Annotated in this window: 15 protein-coding genes; 4 read left to right on the top strand and 11 right to left on the bottom strand. The window is 51.6% G+C overall.

Going from position 1 to position 17983, the window contains the following annotated elements; translation table 11 throughout:
- Positions 1–11: 11 nt before the first annotated feature.
- The 5 genes from araG to dgoD form a co-directional block, all read right to left on the bottom strand.
- Positions 12–1520, bottom strand: a complete 1509-nt coding sequence (gene araG, locus ACO0LM_RS09820) for an L-arabinose ABC transporter ATP-binding protein AraG (RefSeq protein ID WP_423036583.1) — start codon at positions 1518–1520, stop codon at positions 12–14.
- 13 nt (positions 1521–1533) lie between these two features.
- Positions 1534–2535, bottom strand: a complete 1002-nt coding sequence (locus ACO0LM_RS09815) for an arabinose ABC transporter substrate-binding protein (RefSeq protein WP_423036581.1) — start codon at positions 2533–2535, stop codon at positions 1534–1536.
- Between the two features lie 130 nt (positions 2536–2665).
- The gene (locus ACO0LM_RS09810; RefSeq protein ID WP_423036579.1) at positions 2666–5176 is read right to left on the bottom strand and encodes a beta-galactosidase; all 2511 of its coding nucleotides are present in this window, start codon (positions 5174–5176) and stop codon (positions 2666–2668) included.
- A gap of 65 nt (positions 5177–5241) precedes the next feature.
- Complete coding sequence (locus tag ACO0LM_RS09805) at positions 5242–5877, bottom strand: 2-dehydro-3-deoxy-6-phosphogalactonate aldolase (protein ID WP_423036577.1); 636 nt, start codon at positions 5875–5877, stop codon at positions 5242–5244.
- Positions 5878–6006: 129 nt separating this feature from the next.
- Positions 6007–7155 carry a galactonate dehydratase gene (gene dgoD, locus ACO0LM_RS09800; RefSeq protein ID WP_423036575.1) on the bottom strand — a complete coding sequence of 383 codons (1149 nt, stop codon included), beginning with the start codon at positions 7153–7155 and terminating at the stop codon, positions 6007–6009.
- 570 nt (positions 7156–7725) lie between these two features.
- Here dgoD and ACO0LM_RS09795 point away from each other — a divergent pair.
- The 4 genes from ACO0LM_RS09795 to ACO0LM_RS09780 are packed head-to-tail and all read left to right on the top strand — an operon-like array spanning position 7726 to position 9862.
- Positions 7726–8472, top strand: a complete 747-nt coding sequence (locus ACO0LM_RS09795) for a substrate-binding periplasmic protein (protein WP_423036573.1) — start codon at positions 7726–7728, stop codon at positions 8470–8472.
- A 56-nt stretch (positions 8473–8528) separates the two neighbouring features.
- The gene (locus ACO0LM_RS09790; RefSeq protein ID WP_423036571.1) at positions 8529–8846 is read left to right on the top strand and encodes a hypothetical protein; all 318 of its coding nucleotides are present in this window, start codon (positions 8529–8531) and stop codon (positions 8844–8846) included.
- Between the two features lie 10 nt (positions 8847–8856).
- Positions 8857–9465, top strand: coding sequence for a class I SAM-dependent methyltransferase (locus tag ACO0LM_RS09785; protein ID WP_423036569.1), 609 nt, complete (start codon positions 8857–8859; stop codon positions 9463–9465).
- 58 nt (positions 9466–9523) lie between these two features.
- The gene (locus ACO0LM_RS09780; protein ID WP_423036567.1) at positions 9524–9862 is read left to right on the top strand and encodes a hypothetical protein; all 339 of its coding nucleotides are present in this window, start codon (positions 9524–9526) and stop codon (positions 9860–9862) included.
- A 140-nt stretch (positions 9863–10002) separates the two neighbouring features.
- On the opposite strand, the gene ACO0LM_RS09775 is transcribed toward ACO0LM_RS09780, so the two are convergent.
- The 6 genes from ACO0LM_RS09775 to ACO0LM_RS09750 form a co-directional block, all read right to left on the bottom strand.
- Entirely contained in the window at positions 10003–10638 is a 636-nt protein-coding gene (locus tag ACO0LM_RS09775) for a HEAT repeat domain-containing protein (RefSeq protein ID WP_423036565.1), read from the bottom strand.
- 68 nt (positions 10639–10706) lie between these two features.
- Positions 10707–11951: a Zn-dependent hydrolase gene (locus tag ACO0LM_RS09770; protein WP_423036563.1), complete on the bottom strand. Its 1245-nt coding sequence runs from the start codon at positions 11949–11951 to the stop codon at positions 10707–10709.
- Between the two features lie 34 nt (positions 11952–11985).
- Positions 11986–13398, bottom strand: coding sequence for a dihydropyrimidinase (gene hydA / locus ACO0LM_RS09765; RefSeq protein WP_423036561.1), 1413 nt, complete (start codon positions 13396–13398; stop codon positions 11986–11988).
- A gap of 211 nt (positions 13399–13609) precedes the next feature.
- Positions 13610–15058, bottom strand: a complete 1449-nt coding sequence (locus ACO0LM_RS09760) for an NCS1 family nucleobase:cation symporter-1 (protein WP_422987028.1) — start codon at positions 15056–15058, stop codon at positions 13610–13612.
- 252 nt (positions 15059–15310) lie between these two features.
- On the bottom strand, positions 15311–16585 hold the full coding sequence (gene preA / locus ACO0LM_RS09755) for an NAD-dependent dihydropyrimidine dehydrogenase subunit PreA (protein WP_423036559.1): 1275 nt from the start codon (positions 16583–16585) through the stop codon (positions 15311–15313).
- Position 16586: 1 nt separating this feature from the next.
- A complete protein-coding gene (locus tag ACO0LM_RS09750; RefSeq protein ID WP_423036557.1) occupies positions 16587–17945 on the bottom strand; it encodes an NAD(P)-dependent oxidoreductase in 1359 nt (452 codons plus the stop codon).
- Positions 17946–17983 lie beyond the last annotated feature (38 nt).

Raw genomic sequence — 17983 nt, 5'->3', positions numbered from 1 at the left:
AATTAATTTGATTATTTATCTGGCAGCGCCAGATTGAGTACCGCTGCCTCGTTTGCCTGCGCGCGTTCAAGCTGTCCACTGATGCGCCCTTCGCGCATGACGATGACACGGTCGGATACCCCCAAGACTTCGGGTAACTCACTCGATACGACGATGACACAACATCCGCGTTCTGCAACTTCATGGATGATGCGGTAGATTTCATTTTTTGCCCCGACGTCGATCCCCCGTGTCGGCTCATCCAGTATAAGCACTTTCAAATGCGGTTCTGCCAACCAGCGGGCCAGGATGACTTTTTGCTGATTGCCACCTGACAGCAGGCGAATTTCCTGGTCACGGTTTGGTGTTTTTATTTTCAATCGTTTTATAAACTGGTCTGCCAGTTCTGCTTCACGCTTGTGACGCAAAAATAATCCCCCCAACAAATCATGACGACGGCAACTGATATTAATATTTTCTGATACTGACGCCTGCGCCAAAATACCTTGTTCTTTACGGTCTTCCGGGCACAACACAATACCTGCATCGATTGCGGCTGATGGTCCCTTGTCAGAAACGGCGACGCCATCCAGTGTTACCAGTGCGCCACCAGTACGTTTATCGACACCATACAGCAAGCGCATCAATTCGCTACGCCCGGCACCAACCAGGCCAAAAAAACCAAGTACTTCACCGCCACGAACGCTGAATTCCTGTGGCTCGGTCAATGATGCGCCTTTCAATCCTTTTACTATCAGGCGCTCGCCACTCAGGGGCCGGGTGCGATAATCATAAATATCACTTAAGTCGCGCCCCACCATATCCTTGATCAATACATCACGCGGCACTTCACTCATCACCGGATGCGTCACAATTTTGCAGCCATCACGGAAAATGGTGCAAGCATCACACAAGGCATACAACTCTTCAAGTCGATGTGAAATATAAATAATCGTGCGGCCTGCTGCCCTGAGATCATGGATCAGGCGGAACAGAATTTCACTTTCGCGATGAGACAAGCTGCTGGTCGGTTCGTCGAATGCAATCACCTGTGCATCTTGCAGCAAGGCCTTGCAAATCTCTACCATCTGGCGCTGGGCTATCGACAGGTCGCACAACTTGGCCTCCGGGTTCAGGTCCACCCCCATCAGGCTCAGGCGTTGTTTCACCAGGCGACTGGCCTCGGCTTTATTGACAAAACCGAGTCGCTGCGGCAAACGACCAAGCAACAGGTTTTCTGCAACGGTCAATTCCGGCACGTACTGTAATTCCTGATGAATCACGGCAATGCCCGCCGCGATTGCATCACCAGCGGAAGTGAAATGGCGTTGACGTCCATCAACAAGCAGATGGCCACCATCAGGCCGATATTGTCCACCGAGTATTTTCAACAAGGTGGATTTGCCAGCGCCATTCTCACCCAACAGGCCATGCACCGTGCCGGCATGGGCGTCAAAACTGACGCCATTAAGTGCTTTTACCCCCGGAAAAAACTTGGATACATTGTTAAATTGCAGATACGCTGGCTTCGTAGGCGACATGGCAGCTACCATCTCACAGTCCAAAATCAGCGCGCACAGCAGCCTGATTTTGGCGCGTCATCAAAACACCGCTGGTGAATGTCACTGCTGCTGGCAATTTGTTTTCTGTAATCCACTTATACATATTCATAGTCGTCTCATAGCCGTGACGCTTGGAACTGATCAAGACACTGCCATAGAACGCGGTTGGGTTAGGCTTGGCAAATTCATTGAGTGCGGCCTTGCTGCCGCCAATGCCAATACCAATCACGGCATCGTTGCGCAATCCGCGGCCTTCAGCTGCACGTACTGTTCCCAGCACAGCTTCATCATTCAGGCCAAAGACCACCCAATGCTTGAACTTGGTTTGTTTGGTGAACACAATATTGGCGGCATTGAAGGCACTTTCTGTATCCGTTTTTGCCTGCGCGGCGTCGAACACATTGGCAGCCGGAAGACCCGCCGCCTTCAGCGCATCTGCAGCACCTTGTGTGCGCTGTTGCGCAGTCGGTAATTGATCAAATGCCAGACGCATCGCACCGACTTCAGACAGCACCCAGCCACGCGCCTTGATTTCATTGAGCAAACCTTGCCCGACCTGCTTGCCTATGTCATATCCAGAGATACCCATGTGCGGGATTGAGCTGATCGCTTTTCCACTACCGTCTATGAGTTGATCATCAACAGAGATCACTTTCAGGTTATTGCGCTTGGCGGTACGTTCCACCGCAGTACCCAGCTTGACATCGGGTGCGCAAATCACAAAGCCCTGTGCTTTTTGTGCGGCAAGATTGTCAATCGCCGCCATCATTTTTTCACCATTGGGAACACCTATCTTGACCAGGGTAAAACCCTTTTCGTGGGCTGCCTGCTCTGCATAGTGCCATTCATCCTGAAACCATGGTTCTTCTGCCTGCTTGACCAGGAAACCGATTTTCACTGGATCAGCAGCCAGTGCCGGCGAATTCACAGCAAGAGTGCAAAATGCGGCAGTCAGCGTGCTGGCAACCAGGCGGGACCAGATAGTTCGTACCATGCTTGTTTTCATCATTGTCTCTTATTTGTTTTGAGGGAAAAATTTCAACCACTTCTACATTACCATCATCACTATCTTCAAAGGCGTGTCAGGTACGCTAATGAAGATAGTTACCAACCAAGCCAGTTCATTACTTCGCGCTCAAACGCAACTGATAGACGGGAATAACACGCAAATTGCGCAAGCTGGCGATTTGTGCCTGTCCATCAAATTGAGGACGATGCTCTTTCGGTAAATAAATTGGCGCATCAGAACGCAATGGCAGTACGTTTAAGGTCAAGCCCTGATCCAGGGACGCACCGAGCGACTTCAAGTTGATTTGCCATTTCTGACCGTTGTAATACCAGTCATCCAGCATGCGTGTGCCAGCAAACAATCGTCCGATGTCGCCCACAAAATCGATTTCCAGCAAGGCATCGTCCAAGCCCTTCAACTGTGCTTTGGGTGCCGCTATTTGCCAGGTCGCAGCATGGCTGAAGTTTTCTGGTATTGGCTGCATTGCCGCCTTGGCCAGGCCACCTATCATTACCGCAGGCATTTTGCGTGCGGCCCTGGTCTGCTTGATGCTGACGTCAACATTCAATTTTGAAAAGTGTGCTTCAAACACTTGAAACACACCGTCATTCGCTGCCGCAGTCAGCGCCTGATTGGCTGCAGGTTTGCTGACAAGGGCAGGATAAATCGCTACCCTGAAATTTTCTTGCCCTGCAGATCGCAATTGCAAGCTGCCCGCATCAAAATACGCATCTTGTTCACTCATGACCAGGCGACGCTGGCCACCCAGCACGCCGATACTCAATTGCTGTACCTGCTCTGGCGTCAGTACCAGAATCGTCACTGGCTTCGATCCGGGACGATTGATTGTCAGTGTTGCCGATGTTCCCGGGGTGATTTTATCTACAATAAGGCGATTAGCTTGCTTGCTCAGTGTGGCAGAGGGTGCCTGCACATACTGCGCTACATCGGCATTAAACGCCAGTTCTACAGGTATGCCCCTGGCGGCAGAAAACACATACAGCACGCCGTCTTTGCCATTATCCAGGCGGGCTACCGGCTGTGCTGTGGCGTAGTTCAACAAAGTACCGTCAAGATCCAAATTAATCGGCCATATGAAATAACTGCCATCCGCAACATCAATCGGCTGCTGCGGGAAAACCAGCGTTTCATGCGGCAATTTAACGGAAAACTGCAAGCCGGATTGCAAAGGCATTGCATATTGGCGCACGTGGTTGTTCACGAACAAGAACGCGCTGTCACCCTTGCTTCTTACCGAGAAACGCGGGGTGCTCAATTCTTGCGCTGATGCCGGTACCAGTTCTGGCTTGCGCACTGTCATCGGTGCCAGGCGTGGTCCAAAATCATGCAAGAAATAATGGAATGGACGCAAGCGCGTCAATACAGGGCGTTGCTGGCCGTCAGGCCCCAGGGGGGCATTAAAGTCATAGGTAATCTTTGGTGTGTCGTTATAGCCGCCACTGAGTGTGCTTTCTTCCATCGATGGCTGACTGACCGGGTTGCGCCCGCCGTGATACATGTAATAGCCCATCAGGTTCACGCCGGAACCTAACTGCACAGGCAGCATGGATGCAATATCGTCGGGCGATACCAGGGTACGGCGACGATACATAGCGGGCAGGCCAGCGCCATATTCGGCACCCAGGAAAGGGGTGAGTGCAATGTCGGTTTCTGCTGTGCCAGGCGCAGTGGCTGCGGTTTGCGCGCCCAGGTCGCCACTGACACGGCTATCGAAACGGAATGCATACGTTTCCTTGGGCGGCAATTCTTTGGTGCTGACACCCCAGGGTTCATCGGGGTAACCACCAAATACCGGCGTTACTTCACCCGACGGATAAACAGTACCATCCCAGCCCGTTACCGTATATAAAGGGACATCCATCCCGGCTTTAAGCGCCAGGCGTTTGAGCGCCAGGATATGCCCTTCGCCCTCGCCCGGCCCACGCAAATTGTATTCGTTCTCTAACTGGACTCCAATGACAGGGCCGCCGTCTTTCCATAACTGGCCCTGCATTTGTTGCCCTATCTGGGCATACAGGCGTTCAACAAAATGCATGTATTGCGGATCATCGCCACGCGTTGGCATAGCATCCACAACCCAGTCTGGCACACCACCAAAGCGCGCTTCTGCATGCGCCCAGGGGCCAACACGCACCACCACATTCAAGCCAACTTTGCCGCACAATTGAATAAAGTGCCGCAAATCACGATTGCCCTTCCAGTTGAACTGGCCTTCATGTTCTTCATGATGATTCCAGATCACATAGCTGGCGACGATATCAATACCGGACGACTTCATCTTGCGCAGTTCGGCTTCCCAACTGGCTGCCGGGCTGCGTGAATAATGAAACTCGCCCATCACCGGTAGCCAGGCTTGTCCATTGCGCGTCAGGTACTGGTTATTTGCCCCCAGCCGTTCACCCTTGGGTGACAGTGCAGTACCCATTTTCAGATGACCAGATACCGGGTCCGGGGTTAAGGCACTGGCGTCTATCGTCAGCACATTAGCCGCTTGTGCCTGCGCGCATGCCACCCAGAGTGAGAATAAGGCAATCGCTATTTTTGTACGCTTACCAGTTGCAGCAGATGTGTTGTTGATACCGTTTTGTCTCGCGTTCTGTCTCACGATTTGTCTCACGTTTTGTCTCATATTATTATGCATTGCCGTTTCGTGGTTGTAGCCGTCGGTACTTAAGATAGTGCCAGTGCGCTGACAAATTGCCGGGCCCGCTGGCCCACGGCGGCGACATCCAGCCCCGGTGTGTACAAAGCTGATCCCAGGCCAAAACCGGCAACGCCAGCCTTTAGATAGTCATGCATATTGTCAGGCGTAATTCCGCCCACAGGCAGCAGTCGTAATGAAGGCGGCAACACTGCACGCATGGCACGCACAATCTGTGGCGTGATCAATTCAGCCGGGAATAGTTTTACCGCATCCGCACCAGCATGTACCGCTGCAAATGCTTCTGTCAGCGTGCATACGCCTGGTACACAGATAAGACCTTCCTGTTTGGCGGCACGGATGACTGCAGTGTCGGCATGCGGCATCACTATCAGTTGCCCGCCTGCATCACGCACCTGGCGTACTGCATCCGTGCTGAGTACAGTGCCTGCGCCTATCAATGCATCGGCTGGCAGGCAGCGACTGAGTATCGCTATCGATTCCAGCGCCGACGGTGAATTCAGTGGCACTTCGATGATACGAAATCCTTCTGTGTAAAGTGTGCTTGCGACAGCTTCAATTTCTGTAGGGCGAATGCCGCGTAAAATAGCGATCAAGGGCAGTTTTGCGAATGCCTGATCAAAAATTGCTGAGGTATTTGTCATTGATTGTTTCCATTATTCAGAATATTTCTTGCACGCTGTGCGGCGATGATGCCGATTAAACCCACATCAATTAAGGCAGCAACAGGGAAGCAACCGATACATCGCTATTCGCAACCGGGGTGTTCATGCTTACCATTCTGCAACGCTGCCATCAGGATGACGCCACAAGGGGTTACGCCAGTCAGGCGCATTACGACTGGCCTCGATCACACGCTCTTCATCAATTTCCACACCCAGACCAGGTTTCGGCAAGGCTTTGATATAGCCGTCGGTAATGCGCAAATCTTCGCGATTGATGACATAATCCAGCAATTCTGCATCCTTGTTGTAATGAATCCCCATGCTTTGTTCTTGCAAGACAGCATTATGGGCTACAAAATCAAGTTGCAGGCAGGCTGCCAGTGCAATCGGCCCCAGCGGGCAATGCGGTGCCAATGCAATATCATAGGCTTCTGCCATTGCAGCGATTTTGTGGCATTCAGAAATACCACCAGCATGCGACAGGTCAGGTTGCACAATGGCAATCCCACCTTGTTCGAACACGCGCTTGAACTCAAAACGCGAATACATGCGTTCGCCGGCAGCCAGCGGAATAGAAGTGCTTTCTGCCAAGCGTGGATAGTATTCTGCCTGTTCGGCCAATACTGGCTCTTCCACAAACAAAGGCCGATACGGCTCAAGCGCACGCAGCAAGACCTTGGCCATGGGCGCAGCAACCCGGCCATGAAAATCAATGCCGAATTCAATCTGGCTACCAAACGCTTCACGAATTTCTGCAATCCGGCCAACGGCAGCATCGACTGCCGCAGCACTGTCAATGATGCCAAATTCTTCCGTACCATTCATTTTGAAGGTGTCAAAACCGGCTTCGCGCAGACGGCGAATGTCGGCAATCACATCTGCAGGACGGTCACCGCCCACCCAGCTATAGGTTTTCATGCGGTCACGCACCAGGCCACCCAGCAATTGATAGACCGGCACACCCAGCACTTTACCTTTGATGTCCCACAAAGCCTGGTCAATACCGGCCATGGCACTCATCAAAATTGCGCCCCCACGATAAAAACTGCCACGGTACATGACCTGCCACAAATCGTTGATGCGCGCCGGATCCTGGCCGATCAAGAAATGGGCAAATTCCTGGACCGCCGTTTCAACAGTACGGGCGCGCCCTTCAATAACCGGTTCGCCCCAGCCAACTACCCCTTCGTCGGTCTCAATCTTCAGCAGCATCCATCTTGGAGGCAGTCGATACGTAGTCAATTTTGTGATTTTCATGACGCAATGGCGTAATAAGTGAAGTCATGAGTGTAGGACGGCAGTTCTGATTAAAAAAATGAATTAACTACGCAGAAGTATATGAATTTGGAATAGCAATACCGGAAACCAGAATTTTTTAAGTCTGGCCATCATTACTTGCTATAAATATATGTATTGTTCAGACTATACGTTCTTCTTATCTGAGTGAACATGAAAACAAAAATATTGACCTGGCTTAAGCCTTTACTTAAATAAACCACGCAATGCACGTCAATCAGTTCTAGAATCAAGACATATGGAGACTTAGAACCTGCTTACGATCTTACTGCGCGAGCGTGATCGGGGCTCATGTGCTGCTCAAAATGCTCATGTACTACAGTACATTCCGCTTTTTGCGCTGCTCTTCACTCCCGCTGACGCTCGCTCGCTACAGATCGTAAACACGTTCTTAGAGACGAACTTAGAGACAAGCTAAATACAAGCTCGAATACTGGCTTGAATACAAGCCGCAATCAAAGTTTTGTCACAAATAATCGATACGATGCCCGTTCCTCAACCATTCGATGTGAAGGAATTGGAGTGAAAGCAATGTTTACCAATTGGGCAATCTTGCTGACACTTGCCTTGTGCCTGACTGCCAGGGCCCAAACCCCGCTGCATATTGCCCGTATTGAAAAAATTCCGGATCAGTTCGTCGGTGGCGAAATCCTCAAAGTCGTCTACAAACGCTTGAATATTCCGATTGAACTGGTTGATCGCCCGGCAAAGCGAGCGCTCATGGAATCAAGTGCCGGTGTGCTGGATGGCGAGGTACAAAGAAACATCCATGTCGAAAGCCAGTACCCCACGCTAAAGATAGTGCGCCCCGCCATCAATTATATTGAGCCCTCGGTATTCTCTGCGAAATATCAATTCGAAATCAAAGCCTGGGACGACATCAAAGACTATAGTATCGGCATCGTGCGGGGCGTTGGCACATCAGAAGACGGTACCAAAGGCATGAAGACCGTGTACACGGCAAACAACCTGGAGCAACTCATGATCATGCTGTCAGAAAATCGCATGGATGTTGCCGTGTCAGACGCATTTAGTGGTATGGTAGCCATCAAAAAATTGGGACTGGAAAACAAAATCAGATTACTGACGCCACCTCTACAAAGAACCGAGATTTATCATTTTCTAAATGAAAAGCACAAAGACTTGATACCCAAAGTCGAACAAGTCATCAGAAGCATGCAAGCCAGTGGCGAGCTGGAAAAATTGCGCAAACAAATTATCGAAAAATACCTTAGCCAGGCAGATGCACAGCCATCATCACCAGAACTCAGTCATTAGAACTTAGTCGCTAGAACTCAGTCACTAGAACGTATTTCATACTCTTCAATACAACCATGAAAAAAAGCATAAAAATCAGCCTCGCCGTAGTAGTCATCCTGGCAATCACCATCTACACACAAATCACCATCTTTGTCGTTCCCCCGATAGGCTTGCTGCCTGAAGGGAAGACCGTCATCATCACCCGCTTTGAAAAAACCGCATTCATTGACAGCCCCGATGCCATGTGCGAAAGAATACAGGATGGCGTCAGCCTGTTTTGTCGCGGCATGATGATGGGTAGCGTCATCAAAAATTCCAAAATCCTCTTGCGCCTGCCTTACAGCCCATGGCTGTACAGCATATCTACCGGTGGTAAAACCTACAACCGCTAGCAGCATGGATATGTCACAGGTAAGTGGAATCGAAGGCTATGCAGAAGCCGCCGACGTCCTGATCGATAAATGGCAGGTAATTTCTTTTGCAGATCAGCATGCACCGGTCATGCATCTGATACCGGTAAAGCCATGCAAGGTTCTTGATATCGGCGCAGGCATAGGAACCGACGCTGCCGCACTTGCCGCCATGGGCCACACGGTCATCGCCGTTGAACCAATAAAAGAATTCCGCACAGCAGCCATCGCCCTGCACGACTCAGACCATATCGATTGGCTGGATGACAGCCTGCCTGATTTATCTGTGCTGCATAGCAGAGATGAGCGCTTCGACCTGATCATGCTCAGCGCAGTCTGGATGCATCTGGATGAACAACACCGGACACAGGCCATGCCCAGGCTGGCATCGCTATTAACTGAATCCGGCTTGTTGATCATGTCCCTCAGACACGGCCCCGTTCCACATGGGCGGCGCATGTTTGAGGTGTCTGCGGTGGAGACTATACGGCTCGCAGCCGCCGGAGGACTGGAGTCGATACTGAATGTGCGGACTGAGTCTGTTCAGGAATCGAACCGGCATATTGGGGTGATGTGGACGCGGTTGGGGTTTCGTATTTAACTTACTCTTGTAAACCCGCAGACAACACAATGTACGAAAATTTATAATATCGGCCAAAATGACTCTTACTGTTTCTGTAGTATATGTGGATGAGTTGACAGGGAAATTATTAGATGAAATCCCTCTATCGCAAGGTGACGATTTAGCTGGTCCCGAACGGTGGCGGAACTCAGTATATGGCTCCCCCGAAAGCACAAAGCTTGGGCTTTCTCTATTATGTTCGCTCAAAAATGAAGATATCCTGGTGCAAGGTAGCGACGTTATTGCATTGAAGAAAGAGGTCACTATATTACTGCATGCTTTAGATAATGCCTACCCGTACAGCCATCGGCTGGGTAATATTATCCGCGCCTGTGATCTTGCTATAGAAAAAAAAGCAGCGGTATGGATTGCATAAATAATGCTATTGAAAACTAAAAGATATTGCTCAATTCATTATGTTAAACAGAAGCATACGAACTATTACCAAATGCCATAGTTCCATTCGTTAATTGACAGCATTGCAGAAAATCGGAACATAGTTCGTCCAGCAATAAATCACAACTCGTTTGAACTTTTATCATTGCGCATTTGAATTGAACGTATTGCTGCTTCAGCGGATATTTTTACGTCGCGCTTTCGTGAGCCAACACTCTTACTTATCTGCGGAATAGATCGTAAGCTTCCAATCTGATTAAGAGTTGAGTGACAGTAGGTCACGTCGAAAGGTGAATCTGTCTTGAGCAAGTGTGCCAAGATGTAATCTTCAGCCGCAGGCGAGTTTGTATTCCGCAATGACCTAATCGCGGAATGGCGTACTAGCCATCTGGGTTCGTCTAGCAAGCGAAATATTGCGTCAAGTGAAATATCCGCGGGTTTATCAATTTTAGAAAAACTATCAAGCAAGCTACTGAGAACATACTTGTCTTTCTCAAAGTCCACACGTTTCAAGAGTATCTCGGCACATCGAACGGCACCAGTATTTGCACCAATAGCCCCAAGTATAAAATAGGCGGCCCGGCGTTCATCTTTAGATTTACTGACAGAAAGGAGCACATCAAGTTCCTCTATATACGTATTATCAACGAGGCGTTCGGCCTCACGATGTGCATGCCATGACTGTGATTGATCTGAATTTGTTACGGTCTCCTTGACCGTCATACGATCAAGGAGATTTCGAAGTTCTGAGTTCATAATCGGATTTGGATATATTACTTCCCAGCTATATGTAATATATAAAAAATGTTGACAACAAATATCGATTACACCCCCACCCCAGCCCTCCCCAACATCGCATGCAACAGCACATTGCACCCCGCCTCCAGGTGTTCTGACTTCGCATCTTCAATTTCGTTATGGCTGATGCCATCCTTGCAGGGCACGAAGATCATGCCGGATGGGGCCAGTCTGGCGGTGTAGATGGCGTCGTGGCCTGCGCCGGAGACTACGTCCATGGTGCTGTAGCCCAGGGTGGCTGTGGCTTCGCGTACGGCGTTGACGCAGTCTGGGTGGAAGGGGCATGGGGGGTAGTAGGAGACGCGTTCTACGCTGATGCTGAGGCCACTGTCCTTGCTGGTTTTATCGACGAAGGCGAGGATTTCATTGTGCATGGTGTCGAGCAATTCGGACGACACATTGCGCAGGTCTATGCTGAATTTGACTTCGCCGGGGATGACGTTGCGGCTATTGGGGAATACCTGGACCATGCCGACGGTGCCACGGCCATAGGGCGGGTAGCGGTTGCCGATGTTGACGACTTCTTGCATGATTTTGGTGGAGATTTGCAGGGCGTCTTTGCGCAGGGCCATGGGGGTGGGGCCGGCGTGGGCTTCCATGCCGGTGACAATGCAGTCGTACCAGGACAGACCAAGCACACCGGGGACAACGCCAATGACCTTGTCGGCATCTTCGAGTACCGGACCTTGTTCTATATGGGTTTCAAAGTAGGCGCCGATAGGGTGCTGGCCTGGCACTTCTGTGCCTTTGTAGCCTATGCGTGCGAGTTCATCGCCTACGGTTTTGCCTTCGGTGTCTTTGGCGGCATAGGCTGTCTCCAGCGTGAATGCGCCGCAGAATACGCCTGAGCCCATCATGACGGGGACGAAGCGCGAGCCTTCTTCATTGGTCCAGAAGGCGACTTCTATCGGGGCTTCGGTCTGGATGTTGTGGTCGTTGAGGGTGCGTACGACTTCCAGCGCGGCCAGCACGCCGTAGTTGCCGTCGAACTTGCCGCCGGTGGGCTGGGTGTCGATATGGCTGCCGGACATGATGGGTGGCAGGGCCGGGTTCTTGCCTGCCCTGCGCATGAACACATTGCCTATCTGGTCTATGGTGACGGTGAGGCCAGCCTGTTTGGCCCAGGAGACGACGAGGTCGCGGCCTTGTTTGTCGAGATCAGTCAGGGCCAGGCGTTTGACGCCACCCTTTTGTGTGGCACCGATTTGTGCCAGTTCCATCAATGAGGCCCAGAGGCGGTCACCATTGATGCGTAAATTTTCTGTACTCATTTTTTACTCCTCATCTTGCTTTTCATCTTAATTCTTAGGCTCGCATTTTGTTCAGCGCATGAAACATGGGCGAGAAGGATGGACGTTTGATATAGCGCCCTGCCCCCATCTCTGCCATTAATTCACCTTGTTTGAAAACCAGTTTGCCACCGCTGATGGTGTGCGTTGGTATGCCCTTGACCTGGCGGCCTTCAAAGACATTGAAGTCGCCTTTGGAAAATTGTGTTTTGGCGGACAGGGTCTTGGTACCTGCGGCATCCCACAAGACGATGTCGGCATCTGCGCCTTCGGCAATCACGCCTTTGCGTGGGTAGATATTGAAAATCTGCGCGCAGTTGGCGGAGGTGACCTTGACGAATTCTGATGGCGTCAGGCGGCCAGTGTTGACGCCTGCATCCCATAAGACCATCATGCGTTCTTCTATGCCGCCGCAGCCATTTGGTATCTTGGTGAAGTCGTCCTTGCCTGCGGCTTTTTGGGCAGCGCAGAAGGTGCAGTGATCGGTGGCGGTGGTATGCAGGTTGCCGCCTTGCAGGCCTTGCCACAAGGCTTCTTGATGCTGGCTGCTGCGGAAAGGTGGGCTCATCACATGGCCTGCGGCCTGGACGAAATCTTTGTTCTTGTAAACGCTGTCATTGACGACCAGATGGCCTGCCAGCACTTCACCAAACACGCGCTGGCCGTGAGCACGAGCACGGGTGATGGCATCCAGTGATTCTATGCAGGATACGTGGACGATGTATAACGGGGTGTTGAGTACATTGGCGATGGCGATGGCGCGCTGTGCGGCTTCGCCTTCGACCACCGGTGGGCGTGACAGCGGGTGGGCTTCTGGCCCGGTCTTGCCTTGCTTGAGCATTTCTTGCTGCAGCATGTAGACCAGTTCACCGTTTTCTGCATGCACGGTGGGCATGGCACCCAGTTCCAGCGCGCGAGTGAAACTTTTTACTAATACTTCATCATCGGCCATGATGGCATTTTTATAGGCCATGAAATGCTTGAAGCTGTTGACGCCGTGTTCGTTGACGAGTTTGCCCATGTCGGCATGGACGGTGTCATCCCACCAGGTGACAGCGACGTGGAAGGAATAGTCACCGGCAGATTTTTCTGCCCAGCCGCGCCAGGTGTTGAAGGCTTCCATCAGGCTTTGTTGCGGGTTGGGGATGACGAAGTCGATGATGCTGGTGGTACCGCCAGCCAAGCCAGCGGCAGTGCCGGTAAAGAAATCATCTTGCGTGACCGTGCCCATGAAAGGCAATTGCATGTGGGTATGCGGATCTATACCGCCGGGCATGACGTAGAGGCCACCGGCGTCGATGATTTCAGCGCCAGCCGGGGCTTGCAGCTTGTCGCCTACGGCGAGGATTTTGCCGTTGTCGCAAAGGACATCGGCTTTAAATTCGCGGTCTGCATTGACGACAGTGCCGCCGCGTATCAGGATGGTCATGGCAGTTCCTTCATTAATTCATTGGGTGTGCGAGATCAGGGAGGTCGCTTCTCGTAGGTTGGTCGAAGCATCGTAGGTTGGGCTACGCTTCACCAGCCCAACACTCAGCCTTAACCAACGTATACGTTAATTGAGGCCCAATGTTGGGCAGATAAAGCGATGCCCAACCTACGTTCTTGCAACCTGCTCCATGATTTTGCACATTCAAAATTCAAGCTTTTTTACCACTCATCAAACCCATATACACCACACCGGACAGGGCTAGGCCGACGAACCAGGCGTAGGTGTAGATGATTTTTAATACTTCTGGAATAGCCGGGAAGCTGGCAGGGAAAGCCGCGTTCAAAAAACCCGGGATATTCGGCAAGACGCCGATCACGAAAGCGATCACGGCGGCCATGTTCCAGCCATTTTTATAGCTGTACTTGCCTTCATCCTGATACAGGGCATTGACATCAATTTCTGTCTTGCGGATGAAGTAATAATCAATAATCAGGATACCGGCGATAGGGCCAAGCAAGGCCGAATAGCCGATCAGCCAGGTGAAGATATAGCCCTGGGTAGATTCCAGTATCTTCCACGGCATCATGATCAGGGCGATGGAGGCGGTGATATAGCCACCGGTTTTATACGAAATCAGCTTGGGGTTCAGGGCCGAGAAATCATAAGCCGGGCCAACCAAGTTGGCGGCCAGGTTGACGGATACCGTGTCTATCAGCAAGATCAGCAAGGCGATCAATACGGCAACGCCCGTCATACGGCTGGCCAGGTCTACCGGATCCCACAGGGCTTTGCCGTACAAAACTACCGTGGCAGAGGTGACAATCACCGCCAGCAGGGCCAGCAAGCCCATGGGTGCAGGCAAGCCTATGGTCTGGCCAAGTATCTGGTCTTTTTGCGATTTGGCGAAGCGGGTAAAGTCAGGAATATTCAGCGCCAGCGTGGCCCAAAAGCCGACCATGGCAGTCAGTGAAGGCCAGAAGGTGGTCCAGAACTGCCCGGCTTTTTTACCGCCTTCAACGAATTGCGACGGTTGATCAAGGATGGGGCCAAAGCTGCCAGCCTTGTTATAGACCCAGCCCAGCAAGACGAAACAAATAATGATTTTCAGCGGTGCGGTATAGGTTTCCAGCTTGCGGATGGCATCCATGCCGTGGAAGATGTACCAGAATTGTATGGCCCAAAAAATCAGGAAGCAGATCAGTTGTGCAGCATTGATGCCCAGACCGGCAATATTCTCACCACCCAGAGGATGGCCAAGTAACACCCCACCCAGGGTATAAATCATTTGCCCGCCAAACCAGGTTTGTATGCCATACCAGCCGCAAGCGACAATGGCACGCATGAGTGCTGGCAAACGGGCACCGCGGACACCAAAGGAAGTGCGCGCCAGCACGGCATAAGGTATGCCGTATTTGGCACCGGCATGGCCTATCAGCAACATGGGGACAAGCACGATGGCATTCGCCAGAAACACGGTCCAGACCGCCTGATAACCGGACATGCCACCTTCAATCAGGCTGGCAGCCAGGGTATAAGCCGGGATACACATGACCATACCTACCCACAAAGCGGCAAAGTGATACCAGCGCCAGGTACGCTGTGCTTCTGAAGTAGGTGCTAAATCTTCATTCCAAAGTTGCCCGCTTTGTGTCTGCATATACTCTTCTCCAGGTGGAATATTCGAAAAAATTTCAGGTACAAAAGCTGAAGCAAACTTTATTCCAAGGGGTACATCGTAAAGACCTCTCAACACAGAGGCACAGAGACACAGAGAAAACCATAAGAAAAACAAATACTCTCTTTTGCTTTTCTCTGTGTCTCTGTGCCTCTGTGGTTAATGGTCTTAAGGTTTTTAATTTCCGCTAAATTAACAGAATTTATACCCCCACTCCCCTACAAGTACAAGCAATTATTTCAACACTGCACGCGGGTTGCGTGGGTCCTGGGTCCAGTTCATATATGGCTTGCCTGTTGCCTGGGGCACCATGGTGATGCACTGTTCTACCGGGCAGGTGATCTGGCACAGGTTGCAGCCTACGCATTCTTCCTTGATGACTTCGTATTTACGCGTGCCATTGTCGGCGATCAGTTGGGCGATTGACTGGTGCGATGTGTCTTCGCAGGCGATGTAGCAGCGGCCGCATTGTATGCATTTGTCCTGGTCGATTTCGGCAATGACGGCATAGTTCATGTCCAGGTATTTCCAGTCTGTGGTGTTGGCCACTGCCTTACCGGAAAAGTCGCTGATGCGTTCGTAGCCTTTTTCATCCATCCAGCGTGACAGGCCGTCTGTCATTTCCTTGACGATGCGAAAGCCATGCAGCATGGCGGCGGTACATACCTGCACCGAACCTGCGCCCAGCGCCAGGAATTCTGCCGCGTCACGCCAGTTGCCTATACCGCCTATGCCAGAGATAGGCAAACCCTTGGTGGCCGGGTCACGCGCAATTTCTGCCACCATGTTGAGGGCAATCGGCTTGACGGCGCTGCCGCAATAACCACCATGCGTGCTTTGTGTGCCGACGATGGGGCGGGCGATCATCTGGTCGAGATCGATAGAGGTAATGGAGTTGATGGTGTTAATCAGCGACACAGCATCGGCACCGCCGTTGAAGGCGGCGCGGGCTGGTATGCGTACATCGGTGATGTTGGGTGTGAGCTTGACGATGACGGGCAGTGAGCAATATTTTTTGCACCAGCGCGTAATCATTTCCACGTATTCTGGCACTTGCCCTACGGCTGCACCCATGCCGCGTTCTGGCATGCCGTGTGGGCAGCCAAAGTTGAGTTCTATGCCGTCTGCGCCTGTGGCTTCAACCAGTGGCAGGATGCGGGCCCAGCTTTCTTCTTCACAGGGGTACATCAGGGACACGATCATGGCGCGGTCTGGCCAGTCTTTTTTGACTTGCGTGATTTCACGCAGGTTGATTTCCAGGCTGCGGTCGGTGATCAGTTCTATGTTATTGAAACCCAGTACTTCACGGTTTTTACCGAAATGGGCAGAGTAACGCGAAGAGACGTTGACCGGCGGTGGATCTTCACCCAGGGTTTTCCAGACCACGCCGCCCCAGCCTGCTTCGAAAGCGCGGATGACGTTATACGCCTTGTCTGTCGGCGGTGCAGAAGCCAGCCAGAACGGGTTGGGGGCCTTGATGCCAGCAAAATTAATCGAGAGGTCAGCCATATTACACCTTCGCTTTCAAATCATTATCAATCGCCAGCGCTGCCAGCTTGCCATGTTGGACTGCCTGTACCGTCAAATCCTGCCCATCGGCGATACAATCGCCACCTGCATAAATGCCGGATACGCTGGTACGGTATTGCGCATCAACATGGATTTTGTCATTCTGCTTTTGCAGGTCTTTTGCCAGGTCATCCGACAGGCTGCTACTGTCCATACTTTGGCCGATGGCCTTGAAGACGGCTTGTGCCGGGATGTCTATCGTTGTGCCGCTGGCCTGTAATTTGCCACCTACCTCTTTGGTACGGGCAAAGCGCATGCCGCTGACCTTGCCTTCAGCATCGCGCAAGATTTCTTGCGGTTGCGCCCAGGTGACGATGCGTACCTGGTTGGCTTTGGCGATGTCTTGCTCATGATGGGTGGCAGACATATGTTCTGCACCACGGCGATACACCAGGGTGACTTGTTCTGCACCAAGGCGAGCGATTTGCACTGCCATATCGATGGCGGTATTCCCGGCACCGATGACCACACATTGTTTCGGTACAGGCAATTTGCTCAGGTCTGTTGCCTGGCGCAGTTCAGCAATGTAATCGACCGCTGCCATCAGGCCGGGTGCATCTTCACCTGTCAGGCCCAACTGGCGGCTGGCACCCAGGCCAATGCCAAGGAAGACTGCATCATAATCACGGCGCAAATCTACCAGATGCAGATTCTTGCCCAGGACTTGTTCATGTTTGACGGTGATACCGCCGATTTGCAGCAGGAATTCAACTTCACGCTGGGCGCTGTCTTCAGTCAGTTTGTATTTGGCAATGCCGTATTCGTTCAAACCACCGGATTTTTGTTTGGCTTCAAAAATCACGACATCATGGCCCAGGGTAGCGAGTCTGTGCGCACAGGATAAACCTGCAGGGCCACCACCGACGATGGCTATTTTTTTACCAGTACTGGCAGCACGCTGGAAAGGATGCTGTTCAAATTTTGCATTATCGAGTGCATAGCGTTGCAGCAGGCCGATCTTGACTGGTGCACCTTCTGCATCATGATTGCGCACGCAGGCATGTTCACACAAAATCTCGGTCGGGCAAACGCGCGAGCAACTGGCACCGAGGATGTTTTGATCAAGGATGACTTTGGCCGCACCATTGATATTGCCAACAGCAATATTCTGGATAAAGCTGGGCACATCAATTTCTGACGGGCAGATGCGTGTGCAGGGAGCGTCGTAACAATAGAGGCAGCGATCACTTTCTATCGCTGCCTGGCGCTGGTTCAGTGCCGGATTCAAATCAGTGAAATGCAAACGCAGCGTTTCCTGACTTTCTTCTGCCTGAGGTAAATGCTTAAGGGCTTCCAACATGGTGGCTCCAATCGATCTCTAATTACTAAATTCGTTTT

It is taken from the genome of Undibacterium sp. Di26W (assembly GCF_049340265.1).
Lineage (GTDB): Bacteria > Pseudomonadota > Gammaproteobacteria > Burkholderiales > Burkholderiaceae_D > Undibacterium.
Note: the sequence above shows the minus strand (reverse complement) of the source record. Positions and strands in the feature narration are given on the sequence as shown.